This is a genomic window from Massilia sp. Mn16-1_5, from assembly GCF_004798585.1.
Taxonomy (GTDB): Bacteria; Pseudomonadota; Gammaproteobacteria; order Burkholderiales; family Burkholderiaceae_D; genus Telluria.
Genome location: NZ_PPXQ01000005.1, coordinates 105194 through 122444 on the forward strand (window position 1 = coordinate 105194; position 17251 = coordinate 122444).

A 17251-nucleotide genomic window follows, 5' to 3' on the forward strand; every position below is an offset into this window, starting at 1 on the left:
CAAAGCGCTAATACGTGTTCTCGGCCGCCACGTGCTGTTGCGCGCGCAGCATCCGCATACGCCTCGCGTAACGCAGGCAATACACGAGAAAGGCCAGCGGCGCGCTGCGCGCGTGCCGGCGCCGCACGCGGAATTCTTCGTCGCGCGCGCGCAGCTTGTTGGCCGACGAGATGCTGCCCGCATGTTCGCGGAATACCGCCAGCGTCGCGTCGAGCTGGGCAGGCGGCGCGTGGCGCGCCAGGCGCAGCCAGAGGTCGATGTCCATCGCATAGCGCAGGCGCGGATCGAAGCCGCCGACCTGGTCGAAACAGGCGCGCCGCACGAAGACCGCCGGATGGGGGATGGTCGTTTGTCCCGCCGCGTAGGCCCGGTAACTGAAGGGCCGCATCGGGTATGGCGGCGCCAGCACGCCGTCGCGCAAGACCTGGATGTTGCCAACCACCCAGGCCGCGCCCGTGTCGTCGAAATGGCGCGCGACCCGGGCCAGCACGTCCGGGCCGGCGTAATAATCGTCCGCATGCAGGTGGGCGACGATCTCGCCGCGCGCTGCCTCGATGCCCTGGTTCATGGCGCGGCTGATGCCGCCGCCGATGTCGTGCAGGATGCGCTTGTTGCCGGGCGCAGTATGCGCATACGCGGCAAGCATGTCGAGGGTCCCGTCGCGCGAGCCGCCGTCGACGAAAATGTGCTCGAAATCGCGAAAGGATTGGCTGTCCAGCGAAGCCAGCGTGTCGCTCAGGGTGGCGGCGCTGTTCCAGGTGCAGGTGACGATCGAGAAGCGCGGTTCATTCGGCATACAGGTCCACCAGGCGCGGAAGGATGACGGCGGCATCGGCGCCGAAACGTGGGGGCAATGGGCACCGCGGCGCGGGCGGCTGCCCCAGCAGGACCGCCATGCGCGCGACCAGCTGCGCCATCGTGTCGAACAATTGCAGCTGGCCGGGATAATGCTGGTAACTGGCCAGTTCCGGCGTGCCGCCGCGCGCCAGGGCCAGGCAGGGCTTGCCCAGCGCCAGCGCTTCGAGCACCGTCGTGCTGCAGGCCTCTTCGCACACCGAGGGCACGACGCACAGGTGGCCGCGCGCGGCCAGGGCCAGCGCCGCCGGGTAATCCTGCCAGCCGAGGAAACGCACCTGCCCTCCCCCGTAGCGCGCCTCCAGCAGGTGGCGTTCGGGCCCGTCGCCGGCAATCGTCAACAAGGCCTGCGGCGGCAGGCGGCCCTGGGCCGCGGTCAGGAATTCCTGGAACCCCTTGCCGGCATCGATGCGGCCGATCAGGACAGCCTCCCCCGCCCGCGGCGTGGGCGCGTGCAGCGCCGCCTTGCGCAGCGCCGCATAGTCGACCACGTTCGGGATCACGCGGCAGCGCGCCAGGTCGGCATCCGGTACGGTGAGGAGAAAACGGCGCCTCAGGAAGTCCGATACGAAGATGGTCTTGTGGGTGGCAAAGGCCTGGGCGCTGGCCCGGCGATAGCGGTTCACTGTCAAGGCCGTGACCGACTGGCGCAGCGCGCCCGCGTCCTTCCGGATGCAGCTGGCGCAGTCGCGCGCGGCACGCGTCGTGCAGACGGCGCCGTCGCGAAAGCGCAGGTGGACCAGGCATTCGCTGCCCTGGTCGTGCCGGGTTTGCACGAAATTGATCGACGGATCGACATAGACGCCGACCAGCGGCAAGTGCCCGTGGTAATGCACGGCGTCGAAGCCGCCGGCATGGCGCCCGATGGCGGCCGCGATCTTGCGCGCAAACCAGGGACGCTTCAGGGGATTGAACACGCCCAGTTGCTTTTCCTTCCAGCCCGGATGGGCATAGTCGAAGCCGGGCTCGAAAGCGCCGTGGAAGCCGAGCCGTGCGGGCGCCTCCGGTGGGCAATCGCTGCGCCCAAGGATGCGCACCGTGTGCCCGCTTGCCAGCAGCGCATTGCCGAGCGTGACCACGTGCTTGCCGAGGCCGCCGACTTGCGAACCGGGCAAGTCTTCGGAAACAAGCAGGATGCGCATTTAATTTCCCGCCAGCGCCTTGACGCGCGCCCAGGCCCATTGCCGGTCCGGCGGCTCGGCCACGACCAGCATGCCGAGCAAGGCCAGCACGGCGGCCGTCATGCCGGCGATCACGACAAAGTCGGCCACACTGCGATCGAACCAGCGTTCGGCCAGCGCTGCGGCCAGCGCCACGCAGGCCGCAGCGCCCATCCCCGGCAGATACGCTTGCCGCCACAGGCGCGCCAGCGTGGTCGGCACCGTGCGGCCATGCACGGCGACCAGGAAGGCCAGCGTGAACACGATCGCCGCGATCAGGTGGCCCCAGGCCGCCCCGACAATGCCCCAGCCGGCCACCCCGGCATAGACGATGCCGAGTCCGGCGAACGCACGTGCCAGCGCGAACAGCCCGGACACGCGCGGGTGGCCCATGCCATCGTTCACCAGCGACGGCAGGCTGGTCAGCGAATCGACGAATTGCGCCAGCGCCATCAGGGCCAGCACGGCCGCCCCGCTGCGCGCGAAATCGGCGCCCATCCAGAGTCGCAGCAAGGGATAGGCGAACACGGCCAGCAACACCAGCATCGCCGCGTTCAGGTAGACGACATAGCGCGTGGCCTTCAGGTAGGCGCGGTCGAGGCGAGCCAGTTCTCCGCCCGCGGCCAGGGCGCTGGCGGCCGGAAAGAACACACCGGACAAGCGGAAGGTGAGACCGAGCACCCGATTGGCGAGCGTGGCCGCCACCGTGAAATATGCCAGCCCGGTGACGCCGACCAGGGCGCCGATGACCAGCTTGTCCGCGTGGGCATACGAGAGCGCGGCAAAGCGCGACAGGAAAGACCAGGCCGAGAAGCCGAGGATGCCCGCACGCAGCGCGGGTTCGGGCCAGCGCCAGCGCAGCCCCGGCAGCAGGTGGCGGACGCTGCGCCAGAGCACCAGGCAGTGTACGGCGCTGGCGACGACCCGCAGGGCAATCACTTCGAACAGGCCCTGCCCCAGCAGCAGGACGGCCACCGTCAGCAAGGGAACCAGGGTGCCGAACACCATTTCGATGCGTCCCGAGACGTCGAAACGCATCAGGCCCTGGGGTACGCTTTGCAGATAGCCCTGCAACTGCCCGAACAGGAAACCGAGCGCGGCCAGCCGCAGACAGGCGAGCGCTTCCAGCGTCAGCGCGTCCGGCACGGCAAAGACGCGGGTGACGAGCAGCTGTGCGCCGGCGAACAGACCAATGGCCCCGACAAGCCCGATCAGGGCATACACGACGAGGCCGAAGCACAGGGTCGCGGCGACGCCCTCGTGCTCGCCGCGCGCATGCTGGCCCGCGATGGTCTTGACCGAACCGGCCGTGACGTTGATGTCGATGACGGCGAAGTAGCCGACGATGGCGGTAACCAGTGCATACAGGCCGTAGCCGGCCTCGCCCAGCCCGGCAACGACGAGGGGAACGGTGGCCAGGGCCACCAGCGCGGGCACAGCGGCCCCGAGCAGGTTCGACCAGGCGTTACGGAGCAGGCGCAGGTTCATGCGGGCGCCACGTCGGGACGCAGGCGCAGGTGGGCGCTGCGCTTGGGCAAGGCGGGAACGCTGTTTGCGGCCAGCGCCACGTAGGGCAAGGCCAGCGCGACGGCCAGCATTTGCGTCGTGCGCACCTGGGGAAACGGCGTACCGATCAGGATGTCCGGAATCATGAAGGCGGCGCCGGCGACGCCGGCCGTGCCCAGGCCCAGCAATTCCGGCGGCAGCGTGCGTAAGGCGCGGCGGGCGGCCAGCACGAAGGCCCAGACCGTCCCGGCCAGCAGGATTACGCCGGGCAAGCCGCTTTTCAGGGCCACGTGCAGGATGCCGCTGTGGAGGAACAGCCCGCCGTCCGGATTGGCTTGCCAGGAAATCTGCTGGTACCCCGTGTAGCGGCCCCAGGCGCCAATCCCCGTGAAGGGCCTGGCAAGAATGTCGGCCAACACCAGTTTCAGCTCGAGCACCCGCTCGCTCTCGGGCCCGAAGCGGCGCGACTGCATGTCGTACAGCAGGCTGGCCAGCCCACCGCCGCCGCGCGCCTGTCCGAGCCGGCGCAGCGCCGCATAGGCGAGCGCGCCCCCGGCCAGGGGCAGCGCGGCCAGGGCCAGCTGCACCCGCCGGCGTGGCGGAAAGCGCAGCAGCACGACGGCACAGCCGAGCATGAACCCGATCCAGGCGCTGCGCCGGTAGGACAGCACGATGCAGGCAGCCGTCGTCAGCAGGGTCAGCCAGGCAATGGCGCGCCAGAGGGGATGCTGCGTGGCAGCCGGTGCGGAAGCTACCAGCCGCGGTCCCTCCAGACCGGGTCGCGCCAGACCGGGTCGCGCTAGACCGGGTCGCGCCAGACCGGGCCTCTCCTGGCCGGGCCCGAACAGCACGACGGCGGCGATCGCGCAGGCCATCATGCACAGCAGGCTGTCGTTGATGTCGAAAAAGGTGAGACGGATCCGGATCGCGTTCATGTTCGCATACACGTTGTTCGGATCCCCGCCAAAGGCCGCCCAGCGCCCCAGGCCGAACAGCGCGCGCGCCAGCCCGGCGAGCATGATGAAACCGGCAAGCTCGACGGCTTCTTCGCGGGTGCGGAAGGCCAGCAGCATCAGCCCGATGAGCGGCCCCATCCAGACGATGTTCGAGAAGCCCGAGGGCGCCAGCGCGTCCTTGAGCGGCACGCCGGCCAGCACGGCGGCGCCAAGATGGGCCGCCAGCAGGGCCGCCCAGCCCCAGAACCAGGGGACGACGCTGCAGGCGGGCGCCGGGCCATGCCGAAAAGCCGCCGCCACGCGTGCGCAGCACCAGGCGCCGAGCATCATCCAGAGCACGAGCGGGAACAGCAGCAGACCGGAGCCGCGGCTGTAGAAGCCGGGCGTCACGAACACGGCCAGGCTGCCGTAGTTGGTGGAGGTGATCCAGAAAAAGGCGCACAGGTAGGGGTAGACGAGCAGGCGCGGCCATACCAGGCCGAGTCCGGCAGCCAGCACGGCGACGACCGCCAGCAGCACCACGACCACGAAAGGCAGCGAAGCGAACAGGCCCTGGAGAACGATGTCAGGCATGGCGGTCTCAGTCGCCCCGGCTGCTGCTGGTGCCGATCAGGCGCACCCGCCCGGCCCCGTCCAGCGCGGCGAGCAGGTCGGCGATGAAGCGGTCCTGCAGGCGCCAGGCGGCCGGTTCGTCGTTGGCGATGCTCGATACCCTGACCAACATGCCGTCGGGAATCTCACCGGACAAGCCATAGGCCAGGCGCCGCAGCTTTTGTTCGATGCCGGAACGGGTGGTGTGTTCACCGATCGTGATCCAGTAGGTGATCGGTTCGTTGCGCTCCTGCTGGCGCGCGACCAGGCGCTGCACCGGCAGCACGCCATACGCCGTGCCCAGGCGGTCGCTGCCGTCCCGCACCAGCTGGAAACCCTGGGCCACGTAGCAGACTTCGGGCAGGTGCAGTTGCAGGGCCTTGCTCTGGTCGCCACCATAGGCGATCGACAGCATCACGCGCCGCCCTGCCCCGTTGACATAGGTGCGCGACAGGGTCTGGTCGTAGATCCGGTTGATCACGCCCTGCTGCTCCGGGTTCGGCGTCAGCGGCACGATGTGCGGGTCGATGCGCCAGGGTCCGAAGCTGGCCGGGATCATCGCTTCCAGGCTGAATGCGGCCTGGGCCTGCACGGCTTTCGGCGACGGCGTCAGGGCGCCGGTCAGGGCCGAGGCGGCCATCATCCCCACACCGAGCGCCAGGCTGGCCAGGAAGCGTGCCTTCACGTCCCCTCCCCGCGCCGCACCTGGCGCCGGCGCGCAGTCCACTGCAGGCCGGAATCGACGGCCAGGATCAGGACCAGCGCCGTCAGGAACAGCACCATGCCCGCGAAACCATGCAGGAAGCCCTGGCCGGCGGCATCGCCATAATGGTAAGTAATCAGCGTCAGGACGATCACGCGGATGACGTTGGCCGAGAACGAGATCGGAATGATCAGGAGTGCCAGCCCGACGTTGCGGAAGGCCGAAGGGTGGCGCATCAGGTTCAGGTAGAACAGGCCCAGCGCCTCGAGCGTCAGCAGGGTCTGCAGGCCGGCGCAGGCGTCGGCCACGAGCAGCTGGTACTGGCCGATCTGCAGGACCACGCCGGAGCGCCCGATCGGATAGCCGGCCGCGAACAGGATCTGTTCGGTGGCCCAGGAGACCGCCATCTTCATCGGCATGGTGACGGCGGCGACGAACTCGCTCGGCAGGGGCACCATGAACAACATGAAGAAGAAGGGAAACCAGAGTACGCGCAGCGCACGCGCGCCGCACTTGACCAGCACGACCGCCGCCAGCACGACCAGGATGGCGCCGATCTCGAACATCAGGATGTGCTGGCTGCGCCCGAGCAGGTGCAGCATCAGTCCGAGCACCAGCACCGGCCAGCCTGCAACCGACGAGGCCGGCTCCAGGGCGCGTACCTGCGGCCACTTGCGGTAGATGAGCCAGAGGGCGAGGCCGAAGATCATCGGGCCGTGCCCCTGCTCCTCGCCGATCCAGGCGCCCATGAACAGGCTGAAGAAAGTCGGCAGGAACAGCACGGCCAGGCCGATCCAGACGGGCCACCATTCGGGCCAGGCGTGGCGCAGCGCCGCGCGCCAGCCGGCGAGCAGGCTGGCCGTCCGTGCGCCGGGGCGCAGGGAACGCGGATCCGCCTGTTCCGCACTGCCGTGCGCCATGCCGCCGCGCGCCGGCTTGCCCGCGCTGTCGTGTGCGCGGCCGCGGCCCCCTGGCGGCGCCGGCACCGCCACGCCGGATCGTCCCTGCCCGGCCATTCAGAACTCCATCACGACGGCGCCGACGACCTCGGCCCCCGCCTCGACCAGGTGTTCGGCCATGCGCGCGACGTTCGCCACCCGCGTATGGTCCTTGCGTGCCGCCAGCAGCACGCCGCCGGCCTGGCGCGCCGCGGCCAGGGCATCGGCGCCGCTGCCGAAGGGAGCCAGGTCGTACAGCAGGACGTCGTAGCGGCTCTCGAGCAGCGTGTGCAGGCTGCGGAAGGTTTCGCGGCTGAGCAGCTCCTGCGGATTCGGCGGCAGGGTCCCGGCCGGCAGCACCGACAGGTCGACGAAGCCGGGCACGCGCACGATGACGTCGAGGTCGCAGCGTCCGGCCAGCAGGTCCGACAGGCCCTGGCGCGGCGTGAGGCCGAAGATGTCCTGCTGGCGCGGCGCGCGCAGGTTGGCGTCCACCAGCAGGGTCTGCTCGCCGAGCTGGGACAGCACGACCGCGAGGTTGGCGGCGCACAGGGCCGCGCCGTCGTCCGGATCGGTGCCGACGACGGCCAGCGCGCGCCGTCCACGGGCGAACCAGCGCAGCATCAGCTGGCTGCGGATCGCACGCAGCGCCTCGACCTGGGGAGAGAACGGCTCGTAGGCGGCCACTAGGCGCGCAGAGAATCCGGCCTGCCCCGGCAGCACGTAGGGATAGGCGAACTGGCGCGCCAGCGCCTGGCGGATATCGTCCTCGCTGACCAGCCCCAGGCGCATGGCCGCTTCGCCGTAGCGGATGCCGAGCTCGCGGTGCATGCGCAGGACGCGTTCGGCGTCCTCCGCCGTCAGCCGGCCGGCCTCGAGCAGCAGCGTCCCCATGCGCGAGTCGGCCGCATCGAGCGGCAGCGCGGTCAGGATCGGTGAATTCATCGCGGCTCCTTTCAATTCAGGCGCAGGGGCCGCCGGGGCCCGATCAGCGCGCGCAGGCCGCCACGCCGCGGCGGCGCCTGCCATTCGATGGTGCCGAGCACCGGGATGCCGAGCAGCTCCTGCATGTCGCCGCCCGAGCGCACCGGACGCTGCAGCAGTTCGAGCAGCAGGGCCAGCCCCAGCCCGAGCACGGTGCCGAGCAGGATCGCGACGAGGGTATTGAGCAGCACCCGCGGCCCCGAGGGTTCCGCGGGCGCTACTGCCGGGTTCAGCACGGCGATGTCGGACTGCTCAGCCTGGGCCTCGATCCGGGTCTGGGAAAAGCGTCCGCTGGCAGCGTCGAAAGCGCGCTGGGCGCTATCAAGGTCCTTCAGCAGGACGCCGAGCTCGTCGCGTGTGCGGTTCAGTTCGAGCACGCGGGTCTTTTGCGCGGCCACCGCCTCGCGCAACTGCTCTTCGCGCTGGCGCAGCACCTGGGCATTGCCGCCCACGCTGCGCGACACCGTGCCCAGCGCCGCATTCAGGTCGCTACGCATCTTCTCGACTTCGGCGCGCGCCGCCTGGTATTGGGGATGGTTGCTGCCGTACCTGGCTGCGCTCTCCGCCAGTTTCGCCTCGGCCGCAGCCAGGGCCACGCGCAGGTTCTGGACCAGCGGATTGTTCGTCACGTCCGGCGAGCTGGCCGCGCCGCCGCCGGCCATCCGCTCGCGCGAGGTGGCCTCGAGTGCCGCGGCCTGGGCCGCCACCAGCTGGGTCGACAAATCGTTCAGCCGCAGCAGCTCGACGTCGACCCGGTTGTTGTCGAGGCTGACGATGCCCTTTTCCTGCTGGTACTTCGACAGGCGCGCCTGGGCGGCCTCCACGTTGTCACGCAATTGCTTCGTCTGCTCGTTGAAATAGGAAGCCGCCTTCTTCATCGGCTCGGTCTTCAGCTGGACGGTGGCGTTCTGGTATTCCTCGGCGAACGCATTCGCCACGGCCGCCGAGAAGGCCGGATCGGCGCCCTTGAAGCTGATCTCGACCACGCTCGACTCGCGCGCCGGCTTGATGTCGAGCCGCCGCAGCAGCAGGTCGGCCAGCCAGTCGCGCACCGTGCCCTTGCCTTCGGTCGCTTCCTGGAACTGGGCGATGACGGCCGGGCTGCTCGCCAGCCGCAGCCGGTCCACCACGCGCAGGGCCACGTTCTTGCTGCTGATGATGTCAATCTGGGTCGCCATGTAGCCCGGCAGCAGCTGCCCCGGCATCGTCAGGCCGGTCAGCGGATCGACACCCTTGTAGTTCAGCAGCACCGACGCGGTGGCCGTATAGGTCTTGCTCTGTATCAGGCTCCAGCCGAGCGCGAGCAGGACGGTGGCGAACAGGGTCGAGAGGATCAGCCGGCGCCGCGCGCGCAGCAGCATCAGGAATTGGCGCAGGTTCATGGCGATCCCCTGTGGCATCGGAACAAGCGCGTCAGAACCAGCTCTCGCGCACGGTGATCACGTCGTCGACCTGCACCGGATCGCTGGCGCGCGCCTCCATCGTCACGGCGCGGCCGTCGGCGTCGCGCCGGGTGATGCGCATGCCGCTGTCGCTGCCGCGCGGCGTCAGGCCGCCGCCGGCCGAGATCGCTTGCTGGACCGTCATCCCGCGCTCGATGCGGAAGGCGCCCGGACGCTGCACTTCGCCCGTCACGTAGGCCCGGGGCGCGCGCTCGACGAAGATGATGTCGCCGCCGGCCACCTCGACGTCCTTGTCCAGCTCGCCCTTGCGCACCATGTCGACGATGTCGATGGTTTCGCGTGTGGTCTTGCCGTCGCGGGTGCGCACCAGGCTGATCAGGTCGCTTCCTTCGGCACTGACGCCGCCCGCCATGGCCAGCAGGTCGAGCACCTTGCGCCGCCCCTCAACCGGATAGCGGCCCGGCCGGTTGACCTGGCCCAGCACCGACACCTGCTGGCTGGCCAGGGTCGTGACCAGCATGTTGACCTCGGCCTTCTTGAGATAGCCGCCCTTTTCCAGCAGGTTGCCGATCTTCTTCTCGGCGGCCGCGACCGACATGCCGCCGACGGCGACCTGGCCCAGCAGCGGGAAGGTGATCGCACCGCTCTCGCTCACCCGCGTCTCGACCGACAGGTCCGGGCTGCCGTAGACGGACAGGCGCACGACGTCGCCCGGTCCGAGCAGCACTTCCGCGGCGCCCGCGACACCTGCGCCCGCAGCCGTCAGGAGGGCCAACGCGGCGGCAACAATCCAGTGTGCTAGTGATTTCATGTCAGTTCCTCCAGTGAGTAGGGTCAGCAGAGTCGGGGGCGGATTCACTTCAGGCCGGCGACGCCGCGGTCGAGGGCCGCATCGTCCGGCCCCGCCTGGGCCTTGGGCGCGGCGGACGGCGGCGGCGCGCCTGTCTGCGCCGGCGCAGTGCCGGGCTTGGCGCCGGGCCTGACTGCGGCGGCCGGTGCCGCGCCCTGCGCCAGGTCCTTGTTCAGGTATTCGATCTTCGCGTTCTTGCGCAGGCGCTCGACCTCGGCGGCGGCCAGCTCCTTGTTCTTGCGGGTCGTGAGAAATTGCGCGATCTGGGGCGCCGCCACCGTCAGCGGCACCGGCGCGTCGCGCACCTCGGCCACCGAGAGCAGCATCGCGCGCTCGCCTTCGCGCACGCTGAACAGCTGTCCCTTCGGCAAGCCGAGCAGCTTCTTCGACAGGGCCGGGCTAAGCCCGGCCGTGCTGCGCGTGACCTGGGCGCGCCCATACTTGATGCCGTGGGCATCGAGCCAGACCGCCACCTCTTCGAGCGACCTGGCGCCGTCGGCAGCGGCCCGCACCTCGGGCGTCAGGTCGCCCGCGGCCAGCATCAGCTGCTCCATGCTGAACTGCTTGCGCTTGTCGAAGAACTCGGGATGCTCCTTGTAGTAGGCCTCGACTTCGGCAGGAGTCGGCGGCGCCACCTTGGCCAGACGCTTTTGCAGATAGGCCTGGGCCACGATCAGCGAACGCGTGCGCTCGATCGCCTGCATGACCTTGGGATCGCGGTCGAGCTTTTCGCCGATGGCCGACTGTTCGAGCAGCTCGCGGTCGATCAGGGCCTGCAGCAGCTGCTTGCTGGCCTGCTGCTGGCTGGCGGCGGGCACGCCTGCGCGCTGCATCTCCTCGTTCAGTTGCAGAACCGTGATCTCTTCGCCGTTCACGTTCGCCAGCGCCTGCCCCTGCCTGGCTGGCGGCGCCTTGTCGCCGCAACCGGCCAGCGCGGCCAGCACGAGCAGCGCCGCGCCGCAGGCGGCCCGCCCGCGGCTTCCGCTTCCTGCTTCTGTCTTGCAAACGATGGTCAACATACGTCCTCAACAATAAAAAAATGCGCTGCGGCGATACGCTGCAGGGATATGCCGAGGCTGCGCTTGCCGCACGACGCGCTGCGACTCAGGCGGCCACATCGGCAACCTGCGCTGCCAGATAGGCGTCGTAGGCACGCCGCAATCCCTCGCGCAGCGGCGTGCTGGCGCTCCAGCCGAGCGCGCGCAGCTTGGAGACATCAAGCAGCTTGCGCGGCGTACCGTCGGGCTTGCTCGCATCGAAGACGATGCGCCCCTCGAAACCGACGACCTCGCCCACCAGGTGCGCCAGGTCATGGATGCTGACGTCGGTCCCGGTCCCGACGTTGATGTGCGAATGCATCGGCTCGGTATGCGCCGCGTAGTCTTCTGGCGCCAGGCTCATCACGTGGACACAGGCCGCCGCCATGTCGTCGACGTACATGAATTCGCGCATGGGCTTGCCGCTGCCCCAGATCACGACCTCACTGGCCCCGCCCGCCTTCGCTTCATGGAAACGCCGCACCAGGGCTGGAATGACATGGCTGTTCTGGGGGTGATAGTTGTCGCCGGGGCCATACAGGTTGGTCGGCATGACGCTGCGAAAGTCGGTGCCGTACTGGCGGTTGTAGCTCTCGCACAGTTTGATGCCGGCAATCTTGGCCACCGCGTACGGTTCGTTGGTCGGTTCCAGTCCGCCTTCCATCAGGTAGTCTTCGCGGATCGGCTGCCGCGCCAGGCGCGGGTAGATGCAGGAGGAGCCGAGGAACAGCAGACGCCCCACACCCGCACGCCAGGCTTCGTGCACGACATTGGTCTGGACCATCAGGTTGTCGTAGATAAATTGTGCAGGGTAGCTGTTGTTCGCGTGGATGCCGCCTACCCTGGCGGCGGCGAGATACACCTGGTCGATGCGCTCGCCCCGGAAGAAGGCACGCACCGCGTCCTGGTCGGTCAGTTCGAGTTCCTCATGCGTGCGTGTCACGATCTGCGCATGGCCGCGGGCACGCAGTGCGCGCACGATGGCCGATCCGACGAGACCACGGTGTCCGGCGACATAGATGCGGGGTTCTGGATAATCCAAGGCGTCCTCCCATCGAGCATAATGTCCTTGCCAGCGTACCTGTCGTGTAGCGCGCTTCGATTGACAGGTATCGATGTGTACGGGCGGTTTTTGGGGAACCAAAACCGCGCGATGTGATCGCAAATCGCCTGAAAAACCTGTCGATCCGCAAGGCTCATCGCCCATCCCAGGCATCCAGTGAAGGACCGGAAAGCGGCCTTCCCTTTCGTACGAGCCCCTCGAGCCGCAGTTAAGCGCTTTGCTTCAAAACGCGTTCTCGCGCGTCAAAATCACACGTACTGTCTTCAAGATGATCCACAGATCCAGCCACACCGACCAGTTGCGCAAGTAGTCGAGGTCGTACTGGATGCGCGCTTCCATCTTGTCGAGGGTGGCGGTCTCCCCGCGCAGGCCGTTCACCTGGGCCCAGCCGGTGATGCCCGGTTTGACCTTGTGCCGCAGCATGTAGCCCTTGATTAGTTTTCGGTATTGCTCGTTGTGCGCGACGGCATGCGGGCGCGGGCCGACGATGCTCATGCTGCCTTGCAGGACGTTGACGAACTGCGGCAATTCGTCGAGCGAGGTGCGGCGCAGGAAGCGTCCGACCGGCGTCACCCGCCCGTCGTTCCTGCTCGCCTGGACGATCCGGGCGCCGTCGTCGAGCGTCCACATCGAGCGGAACTTATAGACCATGATCTCCTCGCCATACAGTCCGTAGCGGCGCTGGCGAAAGATGACGGGGCCCGGCGAGCTGCATTTCACCGCGACCGCGATCGTCAGCATCAGCGGCGCCAGCAGGACCAGGATGATGCTGCCGAAGACGATGTCGCTGGCGCGCTTGATCATGCTGTTGAGCCCCATGAAGGGCGTCTCGCGGATGGCGATCACGGGCATGCCGCCGACGTTGTCGAAACGCGCCTGCATCAGGTCGAACACGTACACGTCGGGCAGGAAATAAACGGACGCCGTGGTGTCCTGCAGTTCCTCGATCAGGCCGCGGATGCGCGGCTGGGCCGAGATCGGCTGGCTGATGAAGATCAGCTTGATATGGTGGGTGCGCACATACTGGCTCAATTCGCTCATCTTGCCGAGTATCGGATGGCGCAGGCCCGGCGCATGGCGCACCGTGGCGCGGTCGTCGAAGAAGCCGTGCATGCGCATGAACAGGTTCGGATGCAGCTCGCAGATGCCGGCGAATTTCGCCCCGACCTCGTTCGCCCCGACGACCACGACCGAGCGCACTTCACGTCCGCGGTCGGGCCGTCCCGCGGCGCGGCGCACCAGGACATGGCTGGCCACCAGGGTGGCGGGCGCGGCGATCGCCCAGGCCAGCAGCACGCGCTCGTCGTAGAAATACTTCAGGCCGCTCGCCGAGCCGAGGAAGTACAGCACGCCGATCGTCACGCACCAGCCGAACACGACATCGCGCGCATAGGCCAGCATGCGCCCGCTGCGCCAGGTGCGGTAGGGATCGATCTGCTGATAGACGGCCGAGGAGATGAAAAAGGCGAGGATCATCAGCACCAGCGAATAGCCCGAAAACGTTTGCTGGAAGGCGAGCGAGGACACGTACAGCGACCCCATGATGATCAGGGGATCGAGTACGCGCTGGAAGAAGGAGATGATCGGGATGTCGTTGACCGTCATCGCTCGATGCTCAGAATTGTGCGCTGGCGTTGAGGGCGACCGTGTTGGCCTTGAAGTTGCCGATTCCGAGTGCGGGCGAGCCGCTGCGGGATTGGTGGATCCAGGCGGCCGAGAGCGTCAGCTTGCGCCTGACGGCCCAGCTTGCCTTGAGACTGGCCGAGCGCAGCGTGTCGTCGAGCCCGCCCGCCGCATTGAGGTTCGCGCGCGCGTTGTAGTCGCGCCGCTCGTAGACCCCGTCGGCGTCGACCTGGATCTTGCTGCTGGCGCGCCAGGTGGCCCCAAGGCTGACGCCCTTGTTCAGCGTATAGCTGACGATGCGGCTCTCGATCGGGGCGAAATCGCGCCACAGCGAGGCGCGCCAGGCAAGCTTGCCGCCCGGGTCGTTCAGCGCCGTGATGCGTCCGTTGGCGCCGCTCGTGCGTCCGCCGAACGAAGGCTGGCTGCGCCGCGCATAGCCGAGCAGGCCCTGGATCGTGGTCGACCCGCCCGCCTTCCAGTCGATGCGCGCCTTGAGTTCGTTCTGCGTGAAATCGTCGCTCAGGCCGCCCGGGGCGAAGGGACGCCGGTTCGGGTAGCTGCCCTCGATGCGCCGCAGGACGAGGCCGACGGCGCTGCCGCTCGGGGCCAGGTAGCGCCCTTCGAGCTCGACGACGTCTTCGGTACGGTCGTTGAAGGACTGGGCGGCCAGGTCGTAGTCGAAGCGGTCGCGTACGAGCGCGGTGCGCGCTTCCCAGCGCGGGTGCAGCTTCCAGGCGCCCTCGAAGAAGCCGTGGCGCTGCTTGCGCAGGTTGCGTTCGTCGCTGGGAAAATCCGTATAAGGGGCCAGCGTCTGGGTGTAGCTGCCGCCGAGCTGCCCGGAAAAGCGGTTGCCGAGCTGCCAGTACCAGATGGCCTGCAGGTCGCGGCCGTCGTAGTCGAGCTGGCGGAAGTGGTCGAACTTGACCTTCGACAGCTTGGCGACGGCGAGCAGGCGCTGGCGTGCGATGTCCTTGTCGTAGACGGCCCCGAATTCCAGCGTGGTCCAGGAATCGCTGCGCTGGTTGTCGAAGGCGGGAAAGCCGTCGGGGATGCGCAGCAGGTTGTCGTCGTGGGCCCAGCCGATCCGCGCGGCCAGGTCGAGCGCGCTGCCGGGGATGGCCCGGGCCGGCCCTGCCAGGGTCGCGCCGAATGCAAGGATGAGCAATTGCGCGGACGGGTGCAAGCGGATTCTCGGCATGGCCATGGTCTTTCAAAAGACGTCGCTGGAAGCAAGCGCCGACCCCAGAGCGCAAGCCGGGTCAGCACAATTCTGACCCGCGCCGACGTGCATGAGTTCCAGCGGCGCGTTTGACGCAAGCGGACAAACGCAGCGCCGCCGATGCTAATGTTCGGCGGGACGACCGATGAGGAATGCCGAGGACGGGCACATGACGATGGGACGCAGAACGCGTCCACCGTCGAGGGCCGCGCCGGCAGGAAGCCGGCGGCCCTGGACTACGGCTGCGGCAGGCGCCGCAGCGGTGCTGCTGTTTTAAGCTTCGCCGCGCGAGCGCGCTTCGATCTGTTCCCAGCGCTCGAGCGCGTTCATCAGCAGCTCGTCGATCTCGGCATAGCGGGCGTTGATGCGGCGCGCGTCGGCCGGGTTCGTCTTGTAGAAGTCCGGCGCGTTGAGCTGGAGGGTGATGGCCGATTGCTCGTCCTCGAGCGAGGCGATAAGTTTCGGCAGCTCTTCCAGTTCGCGTTGCTCCTTGTAGCTGAGCTTGACCTTCTTCGGCGCTGCTTCAGCGGCAGGCGCGGCTACGGGCGCGGGCGCTTCGGCGCCCTTGGCCGGCTTGGCAGCCGAAGCCGCAGGCTGGGGTGCCGCGGCCTTGACGCGTTCCCAGTCGCTGTAGCCGCCCACGTATTCGCGCCACAGGCCGTTGCCTTCGGCGACGATGACCTGGGTCACGACGTTGTCGAGGAAGGTGCGGTCGTGGCTGACGAGGAAGACGGTACCCGGATAGTCCTCGAGCAGCTCTTCGAGCAGCTCCAGGGTGTCGATATCGAGGTCGTTGGTCGGTTCGTCGAGCACCAGGCAATTGGCCGGCTTGGCGAACAGGCGCGCCAGCAGCAGGCGGTTACGCTCGCCGCCCGAGAGCGACTTGACCGGCGAACGGGCGCGTTCCGGCGCGAACAGGAAGTCGCTCAGGTAAGTCATCACGTGCTTGCGCTGGCCGTTGACTTCGACCCAGTCGCTGCCCGGCGCGATGGTGTCTGCCAGGCTCGCTTCTTCGTTGAGCTGGGTGCGCATCTGGTCGAAGTAGGCAACGTTCAGCTTGGTACCGAGGCGCGTGGTGCCGCTGTCGGCGGTTTCCTCGCCGAGGATGATCTTCAGCAGCGTGGTCTTGCCGGCGCCGTTCGGCCCGATCAGGCCGACCTTATCGCCACGCAGGATGGTGCCGGTGAAGTTCGAGACGATCACCTTCTCGCCGAAGCGCTTGGAGATGTTCTCGAGTTCGGCGACGATCTTGCCGGAGCGCTCGCCCATGCCGACGTCGAGCTTGATCTGGCCCTGGGTTTCGCGGCGCGCGGCGCGTTGCAGGCGCAGCGCCTCGAGGCGGCGCACGCGGCCTTCGTCGCGGGTGCGGCGGGCCTGCACGCCCTTGCGGATCCAGACTTCTTCCTGCGCCAGGAACTTGTCGAACTTGGCGTTCTCGACTTCCTCGTTGGCCAGCAGCTCGCGCTTGCGTTCCTGGTAGGTGGAGAAATTGCCGGGGAAGGACAGCAGGCGGCCGCGGTCGAGTTCGATAATGCGGGTGGCGACGTTGTCGAGGAAGCTGCGATCGTGGGTGATGAACAGGATCGAGCCGCGGAATTCGCGCAGCAGGCCTTCCAGCCACATGATCGACTTGAAGTCGAGGTGGTTGGTCGGTTCGTCGAGCAGCAGCACGTCGGGCGCCGAGACCAGGGCCACGGCCAGGGCGACGCGCTTCTGCATGCCGCCCGACAGCGTGCCCATTTTCGCGTCGCGCGCCAGGCCGAGGCGGTCGAGCGTGGTGTCGACCTTGTTGCCGAGGTTCCAGCCGTCGGTCGCGTCGAGCTTGACCTGGATTACGTGCATGCGCTCCATCAGCGCCTCGTCATCGCCCTGCCCGAACTGCCCGGTCAGGGCTTCGTATTCGGCCAGCATGCCCTGCAGTTCGCCCATGCCGGCGGCCACCGCGTCGAACACGGTCGACTCGGGGTCGAAGGTCGGCTCCTGCTCGACATAGGCGATCTTGATGCCCTGCTGCATGACGAGCAGGCCGTCGTCGAGCTTGAAGCGGCCGGCGATCGTTTTCAACAGCGAGGATTTGCCGGTGCCGTTACGCCCGATCAGGCCGACGCGCTCGCCGGTTTCGAGGGAGAAGTCCGCATGGTCGAGCAGCGCAACGTGACCGAACGCGAGTTGCGCGGACGTGAGAGAAATGACAGCCATAATCTTGTGAAGAGGCCACGCGCTGGCCTCGACGAATGTGTTCGGAGACCTGTAGCGCGGCAGAAAAAGGTGAAAGAAGCCGCCATTGTACCGATTGCGGCGGCGACACTTCCAATAGTCTTGCAAATAAGCGGCATTCGTCGGCTATGACTGCAATCGCTGCA

At 67.9% G+C, this 17251-nt stretch carries 14 protein-coding genes; all 14 read right to left on the minus strand.

The window, feature by feature from the left end:
• Positions 1-7: 7 nt before the first annotated feature.
• Positions 8-796, minus strand: coding sequence for a glycosyltransferase family 2 protein (locus tag C2862_RS07310; RefSeq protein WP_136219463.1), 789 nt, complete (start codon positions 794-796; stop codon positions 8-10).
• Positions 786-1997, minus strand: coding sequence for a glycosyltransferase family 4 protein (locus tag C2862_RS07315; protein WP_136219464.1), 1212 nt, complete (start codon positions 1995-1997; stop codon positions 786-788). Before C2862_RS07315 ends, C2862_RS07310 begins: the two co-directional genes overlap by 11 nt.
• Complete coding sequence (locus C2862_RS07320) at positions 1998-3503, minus strand: lipopolysaccharide biosynthesis protein (RefSeq protein WP_136219465.1); 1506 nt, start codon at positions 3501-3503, stop codon at positions 1998-2000.
• Entirely contained in the window at positions 3500-5050 is a 1551-nt protein-coding gene (locus C2862_RS07325) for an O-antigen ligase (RefSeq protein ID WP_136219466.1), read from the minus strand. The genes C2862_RS07320 and C2862_RS07325 overlap by 4 nt, the downstream gene beginning before the upstream one ends.
• A gap of 7 nt (positions 5051-5057) precedes the next feature.
• A complete protein-coding gene (gene epsI / locus C2862_RS07330; protein WP_229467332.1) occupies positions 5058-5753 on the minus strand; it encodes an exosortase-associated protein EpsI, B-type in 696 nt (231 codons plus the stop codon).
• Positions 5750-6787 carry an exosortase B gene (gene xrtB, locus C2862_RS07335; protein WP_229467333.1) on the minus strand — a complete coding sequence of 346 codons (1038 nt, stop codon included), beginning with the start codon at positions 6785-6787 and terminating at the stop codon, positions 5750-5752. The genes epsI and xrtB overlap by 4 nt, the downstream gene beginning before the upstream one ends.
• On the minus strand, positions 6788-7654 hold the full coding sequence (gene epsG / locus C2862_RS07340; protein ID WP_136219467.1) for a chain length determinant protein tyrosine kinase EpsG: 867 nt from the start codon (positions 7652-7654) through the stop codon (positions 6788-6790).
• 11 nt (positions 7655-7665) lie between these two features.
• The gene (gene epsF / locus C2862_RS07345) at positions 7666-9075 is read right to left on the minus strand and encodes a chain length determinant protein EpsF (protein ID WP_136219468.1); all 1410 of its coding nucleotides are present in this window, start codon (positions 9073-9075) and stop codon (positions 7666-7668) included.
• A gap of 31 nt (positions 9076-9106) precedes the next feature.
• Positions 9107-9907 (minus strand): polysaccharide export protein EpsE, encoded by an 801-nt coding sequence (gene epsE, locus C2862_RS07350; protein ID WP_136219469.1) that lies wholly within the window; start codon positions 9905-9907, stop codon positions 9107-9109.
• 44 nt (positions 9908-9951) lie between these two features.
• Complete coding sequence (locus C2862_RS07355; protein WP_136219470.1) at positions 9952-10965, minus strand: EpsD family peptidyl-prolyl cis-trans isomerase; 1014 nt, start codon at positions 10963-10965, stop codon at positions 9952-9954.
• An 85-nt stretch (positions 10966-11050) separates the two neighbouring features.
• Positions 11051-12025 carry a GDP-L-fucose synthase gene (locus C2862_RS07360; RefSeq protein WP_229467334.1) on the minus strand — a complete coding sequence of 325 codons (975 nt, stop codon included), beginning with the start codon at positions 12023-12025 and terminating at the stop codon, positions 11051-11053.
• Positions 12026-12268: 243 nt separating this feature from the next.
• The gene (locus C2862_RS07365; RefSeq protein WP_136219472.1) at positions 12269-13651 is read right to left on the minus strand and encodes an undecaprenyl-phosphate glucose phosphotransferase; all 1383 of its coding nucleotides are present in this window, start codon (positions 13649-13651) and stop codon (positions 12269-12271) included.
• A gap of 10 nt (positions 13652-13661) precedes the next feature.
• Entirely contained in the window at positions 13662-14873 is a 1212-nt protein-coding gene (gene epsL, locus C2862_RS07370) for an XrtB/PEP-CTERM-associated polysaccharide biosynthesis outer membrane protein EpsL (RefSeq protein WP_136219473.1), read from the minus strand.
• A 288-nt stretch (positions 14874-15161) separates the two neighbouring features.
• Entirely contained in the window at positions 15162-17087 is a 1926-nt protein-coding gene (locus C2862_RS07375; protein WP_136219474.1) for an ATP-binding cassette domain-containing protein, read from the minus strand.
• Positions 17088-17251: the final 164 nt, after the last annotated feature.